We start from the raw sequence: 17,226 nt of genomic DNA, 5'->3' as shown, positions 1-17,226 counted from the left end.
CGCCTCGCGCGGGCTTTTTTTAGTGAATATTTCAAACGCCCCAACACCTGCCCGGGCGGGCGTAACCTGTGGGTCTGTGCCAACCATCGCGCGGCAGTTTCCAGGCACTGCAGTGCAAGCACTGACCGATCACACACGCCGAGGCATATCGCATGACCCTGCCCCGCTGGCCCCTGATCAACAACCTGCTCGTGCTGATCGCCCTGAGCGTGCTGTTGGCCGCCTGCAGCCGGGTCGGCCTGGCCTATCGCAATCTCGACTGGCTGATTCCCTGGCGGCTGGATGATTACCTGAGCCTGAACCGCGAACAGCAGGCCTGGCTCAAACCGCGCCTGCAGACCCACCTGAAGTGGCACTGCAGCAGCGAATTGCCGCGCTATATCGACTGGCTGCAACGCAGCGAAGCGCTGCTTGAGCAGGCGTCACCCAGCGCCAGCCAACTGAGCGAGCAGTTCGCCGAGCTGGATGGCGCGCTCAAGCGCATCTCCCGCGAAATCACCCCGACCGCCATCGAGCTGCTCCAGGGCCTCAACCCCAGACAAGTCGCCGAGCTATATGCCGCCATGGATGAAGACAACCGGGAGGATCGCCAGAACTTTCTCGAACCGTCCCTGGCGACCCAGATCAGCCAACGCGCCAAGCGCATGCAGCAACGCCTGCGACCCTGGCTCGGTCGGCTGAATGAAGCACAGCAAGCACGTATCCAAGAGTGGGCGCACACAGTGCGTGAGCAGAATCGTCTGTGGCTGGACAATCGCCTGCGCTGGCAAACTGCATTTCGCGCGGCGCTCGATGCACGACGCAGTGCCGATTTCCCCGCGCGTCTGACGCGTTTGCTGCAGGAACGCGAGTCCTTGCAGGACGCGCGCTACCGGGCGGCCTACCCACGCTCACGGCAAGCGCTGGCCGAACTGCTCAGCGACCTGCTGGAAAACGCCGACAGCAACCAGCGCGAACGCCTGATCACACGCTTGCGCGATCTGCGCCGCGACCTTGCCCCGCTGGCCTGTGCAACCGCGCCTAGAGTGGCGGCAGTCGCCAGTCGATAGGCGTCATGCCGTGCTGCACCAGGAACTTGTTGCAGCGGCTGAAGTGACCGTTGCCGATAAACCCGCGATGGGCCGACAGCGGTGAGGGATGCGGCGAACACAGCACCAGGTGCTTGCTCGGGTCGATCAGGCGCGCCTTGCCCTGCGCATGCTTGCCCCACAACAGGAAGACCAGGTGTGGACAGTGACCGCTGACCACCTCGATCACCCGATCTGTAAATACCCCCCAGCCCTTGTCAGCATGGGAGCCGGCGATGCCGCGCTCGACCGTCAGCGAGGTGTTGAGCAACAGCACGCCCTGCTCGGCCCAATGCTGCAAGCAGCCATGGCCGGCGATGTCGATATTCAGGTCGCGCTTCAATTCCTTGTAGATATTCAGCAACGATGGCGGCGTGGCGACCCCCGGCTGCACCGAGAAGCACAGGCCATGGGCCTGCTCCGGGCCGTGATAGGGATCCTGGCCGATGATCACTACCTTGACCCGCTCCAGCGGGGTGGAGTTGAGCGCATTGAAGATCAGCGCACCCGGCGGATAGACCTCCTTGCCGGCGGCTTTCTCCTGGCGCAGGAAGTCGGCCAGCTCCTGCATATAGGGCTTGGCGAACTCCTCGCGCAGTGCCTCTTTCCAGCCCGCTTCGAGCTTGATGTTATCGGCGGAGGTCATGCCTGGTTCCCGAGTCGACGAATTGAAGACGGCACGCTAGAGAAGCCTCACAGGCAAGTCAAGGCGCAGACGAATAGACCCTCATCATCCTCCTGGATGCAGATGGCGACAGCTTGGCGGGCAGTCGAGACTGGGGCAACCAACCCCAAGGAGCACCCCACATGGACAGTCCCATCGGTATCAGCCGGGAGCGCCTGGAGCAGGCCCTGGAACACTCCGCCTTTGCCAGGTTGCTCGGCGCCGAACTGCTGGACTTCGCCCCCGGCAAGGTCAGCCTGCAGCTGCACAGCCGCCCGGAACTCAGCCAGCATCACGGTTACACCCACGGCGCGGTGGTCGGTTTCATGATCGACAGCGGTTGCGCCTGGGCGGCGGCCTCGCTGGTGGGCGACGTGGTCACCAGCGAGTACAAGGTCAACCTGCTGGCGCCGGCGATCGGCGACAAGCTGATCTGCCGCAGCGAGGTGATCAAGGCCGGGAAGCGCCAGGCGGTATGCCGCGCCGATGTGTTTGCCGTCAACCACGGCGAGGAGAAGATCATCGCCACCGGCCTGGCGACCATCGCCCGGGTGTAGAAGACGCCGCGGGCGTCGGGAGGCGGCCGCAGCAGGCGGAAGATTTTGCACAAGCTCTCAGCCCTGATGCAGCGCTCGGTAATGGCTGGGTGCCATACCCACCACCTTGCGGAACAAGCGCGAGAAGTAATAGGCGTCGTCATAGCCCAGTTGCTCGGCAACCTGGCGGATGCCCTGCTGGCCTTCGTCGAGCAGGCGGCAGGCGTGGGCCATTTTCAGCTGGATGAACTCCTGGATCGGTGCATGGCCGGTCAGCGCGCGGTAGGTCTTGGCGAAGTGGAAGCGCGACAGCTTGAACTGCGCCGCCAGTTCGTCGAGATTGAGCGAACCGTGCAGGTGGGCGCGCATCACCGCCTGCACCGCATCGACATCCAGCACCCGCCCCGATTTCAACTTGGCCCGCGCCGGCAGCACCGCCAGTGAGGCCAGCAGCGCCTGCAACTGGTGGGCGGCATAGATGAAGTGCGCCAGGCTCAGGCCCTGCTTGCGCAGAGTGAGCAGAGCATCGAACTCGGCCAGCAGCCGTGGTTGCACGCCGATGCGCCAGATCGGCCCCTTGCCCAACGGGCGCAGAAACTCCGCCGCCAGCTCACCATCGAAGTGCACCCAGTACAGCGTCCAGGGCTTGCCGGAATCGGCGCCATAGGCGTGGGCCATGCCCTTGGGCAACAGCAGCAGATCGCCACCGGCGACAGCTATTCGTCCATCCCCCGCCTCCACCCAGCCCTGCCCGGCCCGGCAGTAGATCAGCAGGTAATCGTCCGGAAGCGGCCGATTCATGTGGTGTCCGCGCGCATCTGGATAGAACCCCAGGGCCAACGGATAGCAGCCGAAAGCCAGTGGGTGGCGGCTCAAGAGGCGGCGCAGGCGCGGCGGGGTGATAAAGCGCACGCCGTTGGCCGGTAATGGCCAGTTCGATGTTTCAACCCGAGCGTTCATTCGCCCTCCTACAGCTCAATACCAAGATCGTCCATCCATTGCCCAAGATCGTCAATCCACAAGCACGCCTTCCCCGGCTATAAGGCTAAAAGAAGTAGAACCTTGAATACCTGGATCCAAGGGGAGAACGCGATGAGCAAGGCAATCCCGCAATTGATCGAAGGGGAATGGCGTGCAAGCCGTACCCGCGAATTCATCGAAATCACCGATCCGGCGACCCAGGAAGTGCTGGCCCTGGCGCCCAAGGCCACTGCCGAAGAAATCGAAGCGGCGATCGCCAGCGCCAAGGCGGCGTTTCTCGGCTGGCGCGAAGTGCCGGTGTCCGATCGCGCACGACTGATGCTGCGCTATCAGCACCTGCTCAAGGAACACCATGACGAACTGGCGGAAATCCTCGCCAAGGAAACCGGCAAGACCCTGGCCGACGCCAAGGGCGATGTCTGGCGCGGCATCGAGGTGGTCGAACAGGCGGCCAATATCGCCAGCCTGATGATGGGCGAGACCATGGAGAACGTGGCCCGTGACATCGACACCGCCAGCTGGATTCAGCCACTCGGCGTGTGCGTCGGCGTCACTCCGTTCAACTTCCCGGCCATGATTCCGCTGTGGATGTTTCCCCTGGCCATCGCCGCTGGCAACACCTTTATCCTCAAGCCCTCCGAACAGGACCCCATGACCCCCAACCGCCTGGCCGAGCTGTTTATCGAGGCCGGTGCGCCCAGGGGCGTGCTGCAGGTGCTGCATGGCGGGCGCGAGGTGGTCGACAGCCTGCTCACTCACCCGGATATCCGCGCCGTGTCCTTCGTCGGCTCGGTACCGGTCGGCCAGCACATCTACCGCACCGGCACCGCCCACCTGAAGCGCGTGCAGGCCTTCGCCGGGGCCAAGAACCACATGGTGATCATGCCCGACGCGAACAAGCAGCAGGTGCTGAGCAACCTGGTCGGCGCCAGTTGCGGCGCGGCCGGACAGCGCTGCATGGCGATCAGCGTGGCGGTGTTCGTCGGCGAGTCGAAGCAGTGGATCGCTGAACTGCAGGCGCAGATGGCCGAGCTGCAACCCGGCTACTGGACCGACGGCCATGCGGCGTTCGGCCCGCTGATCAGCCAGCAGGCCAGGCAACGGGTGCTGCGCCTGATCGCCGAGGGCAAGGCGGAAGGCGCCGAGTGCCTGCTCGACGGCTCGCACTGTACGGTGCACGGTTATCCCAACGGCAACTGGCTCGGTCCGACCCTGTTCCGCGGCGTCACGCCGAAGATGAGCCTGTACCGCGAGGAGATCTTCGGCCCGGTCCTGGTGTGCATGGAGGTCGACACCCTCGAGCAGGCGATCGAGCTGGTCAATGCCAGCCCCTACGGCAACGGCACCTCGATCTTCACCCGTTCCGGTGGCGCGGCGCGGCATTACCAGCACGCGGTGGAAGTCGGTCAGGTCGGAATCAACGTACCGGTGCCGGTGCCGCTGCCGTTCTTCTCCTTCACCGGCTGGAAAGGCTCGTTCTACGGCGACCTGCACGCCTACGGCAAACAGGCCGTGCGTTTCTACAGCGAGACCAAGACGGTCACCAGCAGCTGGTTCGATGAAGACGCCGTGGCCGGAACGTCGGGCGGAGCAAATATGACCATTCAGTTGAAATGAGAACGGCGTAGGGTCTGTTAGACCAATAGACGATCTCAACAATTAGTCTAACCGCGTAAAAAGTTCTCCTGATCCCAACAACAAGAACAAGGAGAGCTGCCATGCAACGACTGACTGCCACCCTGGCCCTTTGGGCCGGATTAACCGCCTGCGCGCAGGCCGCCGAGCCGATCACCCTCGGTCTCAATTACCCGCGCACCGGCCCGTATAAGGAAGAAGGATTGGCCCAGATGCGCGGTGCCTTGCTGGCCATCGACGAGCTCAACGCCCAGGGCGGTGTGCTCGGTCGTTCGTTGCGCCTGTCCAGCCGCGATAGCGCCTCGCGCCCGGCGAAAGCCGAGCGCAATGTCGACAAGCTGGCCCGCGAAGGCGCGGCCATGCTGTTCGGCGGTTCCTCCAGCGCGGTGGCGATCGCCTCCGGCCAGCGAGCCGCCACGCATGGCCTGCTGTATTTCGGCACCCTCACCTATTCCAACGACACCACCGGCAAAAATGCGCACCGCTATATGTTTCGCGAGTGCAACAACGCCTGGATGAGCGCCCGGGTGCTCGGCCAGTACCTGAACCAGCACCTGCCGGATCAGCGCTATTTCTACGTCACCGCCGACTACACTTGGGGCCACACCACCGAAGACTCGTTACGCCAGACCACCGGCAGCGCAGATAGCGGCAAACACCCCGGGCTCAAGGTGCCCTTCCCCGGCGCGCGCCTGGCCGATTACCAGGATGTGCTGAGCCAGGCCGCGGCGAGCAACGCCCAGGTACTGGCCCTGGTGCTGTTCGGCGAAGACCTGGTGCGCGCCATGCGCATCGCCAAGGATCTCGGCCTGACCGAGCGCATGCAGATAGTCGCGCCCAACCTGACCCAGAGCATCATCGAGCAAGCCGGCCCCGGCCTGATGGAAGGGGTGCTCGGCACCGAGCCGTGGACCTGGCGCGTGCCTAAACTGGAGCAATCGGCCCAGGGCGAAGCCTTCGTCAACGCCTTCAGCCAGCGGTATGCGATGTATCCGTCCAGCTCGGCGGCATCGGCCTACAGCATCGTCTATCAGTGGGCCGATGCCGCCCGGCGGGCCAAGAGCCTGGACAGCGAGGCCTTGATCAAGGCCCTGGAAGGTCACCGTTACCAGCTACTCAAGGGCCCGCAAGAGTGGCGCGCCTTCGATCACCAGAACTTGCAGACGGTGTATGCCGTCAAAGTGAAGGCTCGCGCCGAAGTGCTCAAGGATCCGCTGAAGCAGGATTACTTTGAAATCGTCGACCGTCTCGACGCCAACCAGGCCGCGCCCAGTCTCGCCGAATGGCAGGCGGAAAGACGCGCCGCCGGGCAACCCCTGACCCTGCAATGAGGACTTATGGATTTCGAACTCAGCGATGAACAACGCCTGCTGGTCGACAGCGCCCGTGCTTTCGCCAGCCGCGAACTGGCGCCCCATGCCGCCGACTGGGACCGCGACCATCACTTCCCGGTGGACGTTATCAAGCTGGCCGCCGAACAGGGCTATCTGGCCCTGTACATCAAGGATGATGACGGCGGCCTGGGCCTGTCGCGACTGTCCGCCGCGCTGATCTTCGAGCAGCTGGCCGCCGGTTGCGTAGCCACCACGGCCTTCCTGACCATCCACAACATGGCGACCTGGATGCTGGCCTCCTTTGCCGACCCCGCGCTCAAGGAGCAGTGGCTGCCCGGCCTGGTCAGCGGCGAACTGCTCGCTTCCTACTGCCTGACCGAGCCGGATGCCGGTTCCGACGCCGCCCACCTGCGCACCCGCGCCCGGCGTGACGGCGACGACTACCTGATCGACGGCAGCAAGTGCTTTATCTCCGGCGCCGGCTCAACCGACGTGCTGATCGTCATGGCCCGTAGCGGCGAGGACAGCGGCGCCAAGGGTATTTCCTGCTTCCTGGTGCCGGCCGACGCGGCCGGGGTGAAATACGGCCGCAACGAACTGAAGATGGGCTGGCGCGCCCAGCCGACCCGCACCATCAGCTTCGAGAGCGTGCGCATCCCCGCCGGCAACCGCATCGGCCCCGAGGGCCAGGGCTTCGTCTACGCCATGCGGGGCCTGGACGGCGGCCGCATCAACATCGCCAGCTGCTCGCTCGGCGCAGCCCAGGCGGCGCTGGAACAAGCGCTGCGCTACGTGGAGGAACGCAAACAGTTCGGCAAGCCCCTCAGCGAGTTCCAGGCCCTGCAATTCAAGCTGGCCGACATGTTCACCGACCTCACGGCCAGTCGACAGATGGTGCGCCTGGCCGCACACAAGCTGGATCGGCAGCACGGCGAGGCCAGTCTGTACTGCGCCATGGCCAAGCGCTTCGCCACCGATCAGTGTTTTACCCTGTGCAACGATGCGTTGCAGCTGCATGGCGGCTACGGTTATCTAAACGACTACCCGCTGGAACGCTGGGTCCGCGACAGCCGCGTGCACCAGATTCTCGAGGGCACCAACGAAATCATGCGGGTGATCATCGCCCGCCGCCTGCTCGAGCAGGGCGGCATGCTCGATCGCCTGCTGTAAGGTTTAACTTGATCGTTCCCACGCTCCGCGGGGGAACGCCACCCCGGACGCTCCGCGTCCTGACACGGGGCAAGCGGGACGCAGAGCGTCCCAGGCTGGGCGCCCGCGCAGAGCGCGGGCACCATCGGAATAGCAACGAGGACACTTATGAGCCACGCCATCGAACCCTACCATCCCGGTGTATTCGACCTGACCCACAAGATCACCGTGGAAAAGCATGGCCACACCGCGCTGATCACCATCAACCACCCGCCGGCCAACACCTGGGACCGCGACTCACTGATCGGCCTCAAGCAACTGATCGAGCACCTCAACCACGACGACGACATCTACGCCCTGGTGGTGACCGGCCAAGGCGGCAAGTTCTTCAGCGCCGGCGCCGATCTCAACCTGTTCGCCGATGGCGACAAGGCCCGCGCCCGTGAAATGGCCCGCCGCTTCGGCGAAGCCTTCGAGGCGCTGCGCGATTTCCGCGGTGTGTCGATCGCCGCGATCAACGGTTACGCCATGGGCGGCGGCCTGGAATGCGCGCTGGCCTGCGACCTGCGCATCGCCGAACGCCAGGCGCAGATGGCCCTGCCGGAAGCCGCGGTGGGTCTGCTGCCCTGCGCTGGCGGCACCCAGCACCTGGCCTGGCTGGTCGGTGAAGGCTGGGCCAAGCGCATGATCCTCTGCGGCGAGCGCATCGACGCCGAAACCGCCCTGCGCATCGGCCTGGTCGAACAACTGGTCGACAGCGGCGAAGCACGCGGCCATGCCCTGCTATTGGCGGCCAAAGTCGCACGGCAGAGCCCGGTGGCGGTGCGCACCATCAAGCCGCTGATCCAGGGCGCCCGCGCACGCAGCCCGAGCACCTGGCTGAGCGAAGAACGCGAGCGCTTCATCGACCTGTTCGACGCCGACGATACCCGCGAAGGTGTCAACGCCTTCCTGGAGAAACGCACGCCACAGTGGCGCAATAAATAAACCCATTCCCCGAGGGTGCGCCCCGCGCACCAGGAACCCGCCACATGAACGTGATTTTCGAAGAACACCACAGCCTGCATGGCTTTCGCATCGGTATCGCCAGCCTGGATGCAGAAAAAAGCCTGAACGCCCTGACCCTGCCGATGATCGAGGCATTGAATGCAAAACTCGCGGCCTGGGCGGATGACCCGACCATCGCCTGCGTGCTGCTGCGTGGCAACGGCGCTAAAGCCTTCTGCGCCGGCGGTGACGTGGTGCAACTGGTGCAGCAGTGCCGCGAACACCCCGGCGAAGTACCGCCCCTGGCGCGGCGCTTCTTCGCCGACGAATACCGTCTCGACCATCGTCTTCATAGCTACCCGAAGCCCTTGATCTGCTGGGCCCACGGCCATGTGCTGGGCGGCGGCATGGGCCTGATGCAGGGCGCCGGCCTGCGCATCGTCACCCCATCGAGTCGCCTGGGTATGCCGGAAATCAATATCGGCCTGTACCCGGATGTCGGTGGCAGCTGGTTCCTCGCCCGCCTGCCGGGCAAGCTCGGGTTGTTCCTGGGCCTCACCGCCAGCAGCATCAACGCCCGCGACGCCCTCGACCTGGACCTGGCCGACCGCTTCCTGCTCGATGAGCAGCAAGACGCCCTGATCGAGGGGCTGGTGCAACTGAACTGGCTGGAACAACCACACTTGCAACTGCACAGCCTGCTCAAGGCCCTGCAGCACGAGGCCCTCGGCAAACTGCCGGAAGCCCAATGGCTGCCGCGCCGCGAACGCATCGACGAGGTACTCGACCAGGCAGATCTACCCACCGCCTGGCGCGCCCTCACCGCCCTGCACAATAGCAGCGACCTGTTGCTGGCGCGCGCAGCCAAGACCCTGGCCAACGGCTGCCCGCTGAGCGCGCACCTGGTCTGGCAACAGATCGCCCGCGCCCGACAGCTGTCAGTGGCCCAGGTATTCCAGATGGAGTACGCCATGAGCCTGAATTGCTGCCGCCACCCGGAACTCCCCGAAGGTGTGCGCGCGCGCCTGATCGACAAGGACCAGAAACCCCACTGGCACTGGCCGGATGTGGCGAGCATCCCCGCAGAGGTGATCGAGTCACACTTCGAGGCCACCTGGGAAGGCGAGCATCCGCTGGCGGATCTGCAGTAACAACGCAGGGAGGTATCGTAGGAACGGGCCAGGCCAGACAGACTTTTCGGAGGAGGGAAACAACCATGAAAACGATCGCCTTTATCGGCCTTGGCCATATGGGCCTGCCCATGGCACGCAACCTGCTCAAGGCCGGCTTCAAGCTCAAAGTCTTCGACCTGGTGCAAGCTGCCATCGACGAACTGGCCCAGGAAGGGGCACAAGCCGCCAGCAGTGCCAGCGACGCCGTGCAAGGCGCCGATGTGGTAATCAGCATGCTGCCGGCCAGCCGTCATGTCGAAGGCCTGTACCTGGGCGACGACGGCCTGCTCAAGGCACTCAAGCCCGGCACCCTGGTCCTGGAGTGCTCGACTATCGCCCCGGAGTCTGCGCGCAAGGTGCATAAAGCTGCTACCGAGCGAGGCCTGGAGATGCTCGACGCGCCGGTTTCCGGTGGTACCGCCGGCGCCGCGGCCGGCACCCTGACCTTTATGATCGGCGGCCAGGCCAGCACCCTGGAAAAAGCCCGCCCAGTCTTTGCCGCCATGGGCAGCCACATCTTCCACGCCGGCCCCGAGGGTGCCGGCCAGGTGGCCAAGGTGTGCAACAACCAAGTCCTGGCGGTGCAGATGATCGCCACCGCCGAAGCCATGGCCCTGGGTGTAGCCAACGGCCTGGAGCCCGCCGTGCTGGCCGAAATCATGCGCCAGAGCTCCGGCGGCAACTGGACCCTGGAAAAATACAACCCCTGGCCCGGGGTCATGGAAAACGCCCCGGCATCCAAAGGCTATTCCGGTGGCTTCATGGCCGAACTGATGGCCAAGGACCTCGGCCTGGCCCAGGAAGCCGCGCAGCACAGCGGCAGCAGCACACCGATGGGCGCCCTGGCCCTGCAGCTGTATCGCCTGCTGCTCAAGCAAGGCAAGGGCCAGCAAGACTTCTCGGTGGTGCAGCAGCTGTTCGTCGAGTAAGTGCAGGCCCGCCCCTAGGGCAAGGATGTAAAGCAGCCACCGCCCTAGCCGGCCCTTGCAGGCCGGGGACATGTCCCGCCTGGCAAATCGCTGCCGGATTGCATCCAGGCGACGATCTGCAGCTGGCAAAAAGCCGCAGATTGCTGCGGCTTTTTCATCTATCCATGGCGCCGATCAGCGCTCGCGCAACGCCTCGGCACGGGCCCGGATGATCGGCTTGAGCAAGTAGCTGAGAACGCTTTTCTTGCCGGTGATGATGTCTACCGACGCGACCATGCCGGGAATGATCAGCAACGGGTGTTCTTCGCTGCCCAGGTGGCTCCTGTTGGTACGCAACTTGATCACGTAGAAGCTGTTGCCATCGTCATCGGTCACGGTGTCCGCACCGATCTGCTCCAGCTCGGCCTTGAGCCCACCGTAGATGGTGTAGTCATAGGCGGTGAACTTGACCATGGCCTCCTGCCCGGGATGGAGGAAGGCAATGTCCTGCGGACGGATGCGCGCCTCCACCAGCAGGTTCTCGCCCAGCGGCACGATCTCTACCAGATCGCTACCCGGCTGAATCACCCCACCGATGGTGTTGACCAGCAGCAGCTTGACGATACCGCGCACAGGCGAGGTGACCAGGGTGCGATTGACCCGGTCTTCCAGCGCCTTGCCGGTCGACTGGATCTTGCTCAGGTCGGTACGCGCCTCATTCAGCTGGGTCAGCGCATCGCTGCGAAAACGTCCACGGGTTTCATCGATCTTGCGCTCGACTTCCTTGATCGCGGCCTCGGCACGCGGCATTGCCAGGGTGGTGGCCTGCAACTGACCGCGACTCTCCACCTCGGCACGCTTCAAGCGGAGCACTTCAACCGGAGAAATCGCCCCCTCGGCCACCAGGGGCTCGGACATGCGGATTTCCTGGCGCAACAGCTCCAGACTGCTGCGAAACTGGCTCTGCTTGGAAGCAAACTCGCGCAACTCCTGACGACGCTGAAGCGACTGCTGCTCCAGCCCGGCGACCTCGTCCAGCAACTGCTGGCGCCGACTGTTGAACAACTGCTCCTCGTTTTCGGCCTGACGCGGCACCTTCTCGCGGACTTCGGCGGCCACCACCAGCTCGCGATCCTGTACTTCCGCACTGAGGCGCTCGACCCGCAACAGCAAGGCCAGGCGATCGGCCTCGGTCTCACCAACGTTGGAAGCAAAACGGGTGTCATCCAGACGCAGCAGCGGGTCGCCGATATTGACGACCTGTCCCTCGCGAACGAACAGTTCGGAAACAATACCGCCTTCCAGGTTCTGGATTTTTTGCAGGTGCGATGAAGGAATCGCCTTGCCATCACCACGGGTCACTTCGTCGACCACGGCGAAATGCGCCCACAGCAAACAGAAGGCGACGAAGGCGATCAAGCCCCAGATGGTCAGGCGAATGACCCTGGGTGCATCCTCGATCAGTGCCTTGCTGACTTCCGGCAAGGGCTCATCGCCCATGGCGTCATGGCTGCCGAAGTAAGACGCAAGAGCCTGACGCAGGCCTTTTGACGGCGGTTTAACTGACACTGATCTGCCCCTTTTTCAGCGCTTCCATGACACTGCCCTTAGGGCCGTCGGCAATGATCTGGCCGCGGTCGACGATGATCAGGCGGTCGACCAGACTGAGCATGGAGGCACGGTGGGTAACCAGCAGCAGGGTCTTGCTGCCGATAACTGCAGCCAGACGCTGCTTGAGCCGCTCTTCACCAGTGTTGTCCATGGCGCTGGTCGGCTCGTCGAACAGCAGGATTTGCGGGTCGAGTAATAACGCCCGGGCCAGGGCAACGTTCTGCCGCTGTCCCCCGGACAGGTTCTGTCCACGCTCGCCGACCTGCAGTTCGTAGCCCTTGGGATGCAGGCGCACGAACTCATGAACGCCAGCCAGCTCGGATGCCTGCAAGACCAGCTCATCTTCCACGTAGCGCGCGCCCACCGTCAGGTTGTCGCGCAGCGTGCCGGAAAACAGCTGGATATCCTGGGGGACGTAGCCGATGTTGTGGCGCAGATCGCTGACATCCAGCTGGCGCACATCGACGCCGTCGACCAACAGGCTGCCGGCATCCGGCTGGTACAGGCCGACAATCAGCTTGGCCAGCGAACTCTTGCCAGAGCCGCTGCGACCGATGATGCCGATCTTCTCGCCGGGGCGCACCACCAGGTTGATGTTCTGCAGGGCGGCCTGCTGCTGGTCCGGATAATGGAAATCCAGCTGGCGGAACTCGATGGCACCCTGCAGTGATTGACGCTTGAGCGGACGCTCCTCTTCCTGACGCTCCTGCGGCAGGGTCATCATATGATTGACTGACTCGAGGGTGACGCGCGCCTGCTGGTAGCGGGTCAGCAAGCCGGACAATTGGGTCAGCGGGCCGAGCGCACGACTGCTGAGCATGTAGCAGGCAATCAGGCCACCCATGCTGAGCTTGCCATCGATGATCTGATAAACACCGAAGACGATCACGATGACGCCGGCCAATTGCTGCAGCAGCATCGTCGCGTTCATCGCCAGACTGGAGAGCATGCGCGCGCGCAATTCCAGGCGACTGAGGGTGCCGATGGTCTGCTCCCACAGGTACTGGCGTTCACTCTCGGCATTATTGACCTTGACCGCATCCAGTCCGGCGAGGCTTTCGATCAGGCTCGACTGACGCTCGGCGGCCAGCGCCATGGTGCGCTCCATGGTTTCCGCGAGGGGGCGCTGTAACGCCCAGCCGATCAGGGCGACCAGCGGAAAGGCCAATACCGGGATCCACACCAGATGGCCGCCGATCATCGCGATCACCGCCAAAATCAGCAGGGTAAACGGCAGATCGATGACACTGGCCAGGGTCAGCGAGGCGAGGAAATCGCGCAGGCTCTGAAATTCGTGGATGTTCTGGGCGAAACTGCCGACCCGGGCCGGACGGAACTTCATGGCCATGCCGACGACCCGCTCGAACAGCGTCGCCGAAATGATCAGATCGGTCTTCTTGCCCGCAAGATCCAGGCACAGACCACGCAAGGTTTTCAGCAGCAGATCGAACAGATACACGCCACAGATACCGATCGCCAGCACCCAGAGCGTGGCCTCTGCCTGGTTGGGCACCACCCGATCGTAAACATTCATGACGAACAGCGGCGTAGCCAGGCCGATCAGGCTGATCAGGAAACTGGCCGCGATAGCGTCTATATAGAGCCAGCGGGAGCGCTTGAGGGTATCGCGGAACCAGGAAGTCGCACGGGGAATCAGCTCGCCGCGATTGAAGTCGAACTTGTGCAGCGGCTGGGCAAAGAACACCTGACCACTGTAATCCTCGGCCAGCATCTCGGCACTGACAAGAACCTCCCCCCCCTCACTCTCGCTGGGCATGACCCGCGCACGGCCCTGCTCGTCCCAACCGAGCAAGACCGCGCTGCGACCTTCACGCAGCAACAGCAGAGCAGGCATAGCCAACGTCGGGATTTTGCGCAGTTCGCGGCGCAACCAACGCCCTTGCAGGCCGGCGCGCGCCGCTGCACGGGGCAGCAACTCGACACTCAGGCGCTGTTCGGGCAGTGGCAAGCCGGCCGTGAGCATGGCCCGACTGACCGGCTTCTGGTGCAGACTGCAAAGTGACAGCAGGCTGTCGAGCAGTGGATCATCGTAGCGATCGCGAGGATCGCTACGGGTCGGGGCCTGGCTGAGGTCTACTGCCACAAAGATTCACTCATGCACGGAGGAAGGTCGCTGTCAGTTCAGGCCCGGCAGTGTCACCTTGGCCTTGACTACGTCCAGCGGCGCCGCAGCCATGGGTGCAACTACACCTTGGCTTTGCAGCAGGGAGCCCATGGTCGCCTTGATCCGGTATTGAGTAAACAGCTCAGTGAAACGCACTTCTTCCAGGCGGCGCGCAGCAGTGAACAATTCGTTCTCGCTGTCGAGCAGGTCCAGCAAGGTGCGATCGCCTAGGCCGAACTGCTTCTGGTAGGAGTCGCGCACCCGGCTGCTGTAGTCGACATATTGCTGTGCGATCGGCAATTGTTGACGCGAATTCTCCAGGGCATTCCAGGCCAGGCCGAGCTCCTCGATCAGCACGCGCAACGCATTGTTGCGAATATCCATGGCCTGATTGACCTGGTGCGCCTTGGACTGCAGGTCGGCCTTGTTGCTGCCACCGGCGAACAGGTTGTAGCGCATACGCAGCATTGCCTGCCATTCATTGCTATGGCCAGGCACACCGTCGACATTGTTGTTCAAACCCTGCGAGAGCTCAGCGTCGAAACGCGGGTAAAACGTCGACTTGGACGCTTCATATTGCTGCTCGCTGGCCTGCACATCAGACTCGGCCGAACTCAGAAAGGGATTATTCGCCAGCAGCTCCTCACGGGCGGCCTGCAGGCTTTCCGGCAAACGACCCGGCAAGCCTTGCGGCATGCTCAGCTCGCTGGGCTCGCGGCCAACCAGACTGTAGTAATTGACCTGCGCATCGGCAAGATTGGTCTGCTCGGTGATCAGGTTGTTGCGCGCTTGCGCCAAACGGGCCTCAGCCTGATCGAGATCGGCCATACGCCCCACTCCGCGCTCGCTGCGCAGGGAAATCTGGTCGTAGATACGTTCGTGGCTACGCAGGTTATCAGCTGCCAAACGGGCCATATCCTGACGCTTGAGCACTTCCAGATAGACCTGCGCGACGTTCAGCGCGGTGCGTTCGGACGTGCCCAGCAGTTCATAGGCACGAGCATTGACAGTGGCCCGCTGACGGCCGACTTCACTGCTGGTGGCAAAACCGTCGAACAACATCTGCTGCAAACGCAGGGTCGACTCACCACGGGTCAGAGTCTCGGTGTTGTGGGTAAGCCCACGCGTGCCCGGACTGTCGGTGCCCTCACGACCGTAACCGGCAAGCAGGTCAACCTGCGGCAAAAAACCGCCCTTGGCAGCTTTCATCTGCTCCTCAACCGACAGGCGTGCATTGATCCCCGCCTGGATTTCCGGATGCACCTCAAGAGCGCTCTGCATGGCTTCGTTGAGTGCTTGGCCGTTGGCCGACAGGGAGATCGCCAGAGCAAGTGGGAGAAGGGCTAAGAAACGCATTGGAGGGTAGATTCCTTTCAGGCTGAGGAGCAGAAGATATACAAAATAACAGGCCGAATCACTGCAGAACGACCCAGTCAACGAGATCACTCACTCACCTTTGCAGGCCGCAAAGGTGACATGAACAACTAGATCAATATCAAAGTGACATCAACGATAGCGAGTGTGTATTATCGCGAAAGAGCGGTCAATAGTTTGGCACGCACTGAGCCAGCACGGAAGCAAAGACAAGTTATTGTCGTCAAATAAATGACGATCAGCCTTTCCTTCTACCTTGGCCCAGGTCACATCAATCAAAGGATCACACCACGCCCTAGGCGTCTGGAGCTTAAGCATGAGCAATTTTGTCGCTGTCATAAAAAGCCTTGTGGGCCAGGTATTCGTTGTCTCCCTCGATGGCCTCACGCGACAAGTGTTCGAAGGCGAGCGCCTGTTCCAGGGCGACCAGGTGGTGACCGCCTCGGGCGGCTCGGCAAGCCTCGAACTGGCCAATGGCGAGGCGATCGAAATTGCCGCCAATGGCAATTGGCAAACAGACGCGGCTCAAGCTGCAGAGCCAGCCCAGACGGCACAAGCGCCTGCCTCCGAACTGGAACAAGCCATCGCCGCCGGCTTCGACCCAACCGCCGACCTCGAACCGACCGCCGCAGGCCCGGGCGCAGCAGGTGGCACAGGTGGTGCGGCAGGTGGTGGTCACAGCTTCGTGATGCTGGATGAAACAGGTCAGCAGCTCGATCCGACGGTTGGGTTCGAGACTCAAGGGCTGGGGTTTGCTGCGCCCTCGCCTGCAGAGGAACAGGCTCCTGGTCCTGTTGAGACTCTCGAGACTGCCAACACCGCTCCTGCTGCGCTGGCTGACAACTTCACCGTGAACGAAGACGGTAGCATCAGCATCGACGTGCTGAGCAATGACACCGACCTGGACGGCGACAGCCTGACCATCACCGCCGTCGATGGCCAGACCATTGCCGAGGGCGGCTCAGTCAACGTCAGCAATGGTTCTGTGACTCTGACCAATGGCCAACTGGTATTCAGCCCAGCCGCCAACTACACCGGTCCAGCCAGTTTTTCCTACACCATCAGCGATGGCGCATTGACCAATACTGCGACTGTCAGTGGCACGGTAGCGGCGGTCAACGACGCACCGGTCGCCAACGCCGACAGCCTGAGCGCCACTGAAGACACCCCGGTGATCTTCACCGCCGCCCAGCTGACCGGTAACGACACCGATACCGAAAATTCGCCGTTGACCATCAACAGCGTCACCAGTGGCACCGGCGGCACCGCCGTGCTCAATAGCGACGGCACCGTCACCTTCACCCCGAACGAGAACTTCAACGGCAGCGCCGACTTCACCTACACCGTCACCGATGGCGAGCTGACCTCCAATGTCGCCACCGCCACGGTCACCGTCGGCGCGGTCAACGACGCACCGGTCGCCAACGACGACAGCCTGAGCGCCACGGAAGACACCCCGGTGATCTTCACCGCCGCCCAGCTGACCGGTAACGACACCGATACCGAAAATTCGCCGTTGACCATCAACAGCGTCACCAGTGGCACCGGCGGCACCGCCGCGCTCAATAGCGACGGCACCGTCACCTTCACCCCGAACGAGAACTTCAACGGCAGCGCCGACTTCACCTACACCGTCACCGATGGCGAGCTGACCTCCAATGTCGCCACCGCCACGGTCACCGT

The 17,226-nt window shown here is 63.2% G+C and carries 14 protein-coding genes; 9 read left to right on the top strand and 5 right to left on the bottom strand.

Going from position 1 to position 17,226, the window contains the following annotated elements; all coding sequences use genetic code 11:
* Window positions 1-152: 152 nt before the first annotated feature.
* Window positions 153-1,049 carry a DUF6279 family lipoprotein gene (locus tag LJY18_RS21195; RefSeq protein ID WP_238044227.1) on the top strand — a complete coding sequence of 299 codons (897 nt, stop codon included), beginning with the start codon at window positions 153-155 and terminating at the stop codon, window positions 1,047-1,049.
* Here LJY18_RS21195 and ung read toward each other — a convergent pair.
* Entirely contained in the window at window positions 1,021-1,713 is a 693-nt protein-coding gene (gene ung / locus LJY18_RS21190; protein ID WP_238044225.1) for a uracil-DNA glycosylase, read from the bottom strand. The two genes, LJY18_RS21195 and ung, sit on opposite strands and share 29 nt — an antisense overlap.
* A gap of 161 nt (window positions 1,714-1,874) precedes the next feature.
* On the opposite strand from ung, the gene LJY18_RS21185 reads away from it, so the two are divergent.
* Entirely contained in the window at window positions 1,875-2,288 is a 414-nt protein-coding gene (locus LJY18_RS21185) for a PaaI family thioesterase (RefSeq protein WP_238044223.1), read from the top strand.
* Between the two features lie 57 nt (window positions 2,289-2,345).
* Here LJY18_RS21185 and LJY18_RS21180 read toward each other — a convergent pair whose 3' ends face one another.
* On the bottom strand, window positions 2,346-3,227 hold the full coding sequence (locus LJY18_RS21180) for an AraC family transcriptional regulator (protein WP_238044221.1): 882 nt from the start codon (window positions 3,225-3,227) through the stop codon (window positions 2,346-2,348).
* Between the two features lie 132 nt (window positions 3,228-3,359).
* Here LJY18_RS21180 and LJY18_RS21175 point away from each other — a divergent pair, with 132 nt between their 5' ends.
* From LJY18_RS21175 to mmsB, 6 genes are all read left to right on the top strand, one after another.
* Complete coding sequence (locus LJY18_RS21175; RefSeq protein WP_238044219.1) at window positions 3,360-4,865, top strand: CoA-acylating methylmalonate-semialdehyde dehydrogenase; 1,506 nt, start codon at window positions 3,360-3,362, stop codon at window positions 4,863-4,865.
* A gap of 101 nt (window positions 4,866-4,966) precedes the next feature.
* A complete protein-coding gene (locus tag LJY18_RS21170) occupies window positions 4,967-6,214 on the top strand; it encodes a substrate-binding protein (protein WP_238044216.1) in 1,248 nt (415 codons plus the stop codon).
* 6 nt (window positions 6,215-6,220) lie between these two features.
* Window positions 6,221-7,387, top strand: coding sequence for an acyl-CoA dehydrogenase family protein (locus LJY18_RS21165; RefSeq protein ID WP_238044214.1), 1,167 nt, complete (start codon window positions 6,221-6,223; stop codon window positions 7,385-7,387).
* A gap of 147 nt (window positions 7,388-7,534) precedes the next feature.
* Entirely contained in the window at window positions 7,535-8,353 is an 819-nt protein-coding gene (locus LJY18_RS21160) for an enoyl-CoA hydratase (protein WP_238044211.1), read from the top strand.
* A gap of 44 nt (window positions 8,354-8,397) precedes the next feature.
* Complete coding sequence (locus tag LJY18_RS21155; RefSeq protein ID WP_238044209.1) at window positions 8,398-9,504, top strand: enoyl-CoA hydratase/isomerase family protein; 1,107 nt, start codon at window positions 8,398-8,400, stop codon at window positions 9,502-9,504.
* A 14-nt stretch (window positions 9,505-9,518) separates the two neighbouring features.
* Window positions 9,519-10,454, top strand: a complete 936-nt coding sequence (mmsB, locus tag LJY18_RS21150; protein WP_330872787.1) for a 3-hydroxyisobutyrate dehydrogenase — start codon at window positions 9,519-9,521, stop codon at window positions 10,452-10,454.
* A 174-nt stretch (window positions 10,455-10,628) separates the two neighbouring features.
* On the opposite strand, the gene LJY18_RS21145 is transcribed toward mmsB, so the two are convergent.
* From LJY18_RS21145 to LJY18_RS21135, 3 genes are read right to left on the bottom strand one after another with little or no spacing between them, the layout of a single operon-like run.
* Window positions 10,629-11,933: an HlyD family type I secretion periplasmic adaptor subunit gene (locus LJY18_RS21145; protein ID WP_238044388.1), complete on the bottom strand. Its 1,305-nt coding sequence runs from the start codon at window positions 11,931-11,933 to the stop codon at window positions 10,629-10,631.
* Between the two features lie 58 nt (window positions 11,934-11,991).
* The gene (locus tag LJY18_RS21140; RefSeq protein WP_238044205.1) at window positions 11,992-14,148 is read right to left on the bottom strand and encodes a type I secretion system permease/ATPase; all 2,157 of its coding nucleotides are present in this window, start codon (window positions 14,146-14,148) and stop codon (window positions 11,992-11,994) included.
* 33 nt (window positions 14,149-14,181) lie between these two features.
* Complete coding sequence (locus tag LJY18_RS21135) at window positions 14,182-15,525, bottom strand: TolC family outer membrane protein (RefSeq protein ID WP_238044203.1); 1,344 nt, start codon at window positions 15,523-15,525, stop codon at window positions 14,182-14,184.
* A 334-nt stretch (window positions 15,526-15,859) separates the two neighbouring features.
* On the opposite strand from LJY18_RS21135, the gene LJY18_RS21130 reads away from it, so the two are divergent.
* Window positions 15,860-17,226 (top strand): retention module-containing protein (locus LJY18_RS21130; protein ID WP_238044202.1); only part of this gene is annotated, 1,367 nt, incomplete at its 3' end.

The organism is Pseudomonas sp. MMS21 TM103, assembly GCF_022132145.1.
Taxonomy (GTDB): domain Bacteria; phylum Pseudomonadota; class Gammaproteobacteria; order Pseudomonadales; family Pseudomonadaceae; genus Aquipseudomonas.
The sequence above is the reverse complement of the archived record's forward strand: the minus strand, read 5'-3'. Positions and strand labels throughout refer to the sequence as shown.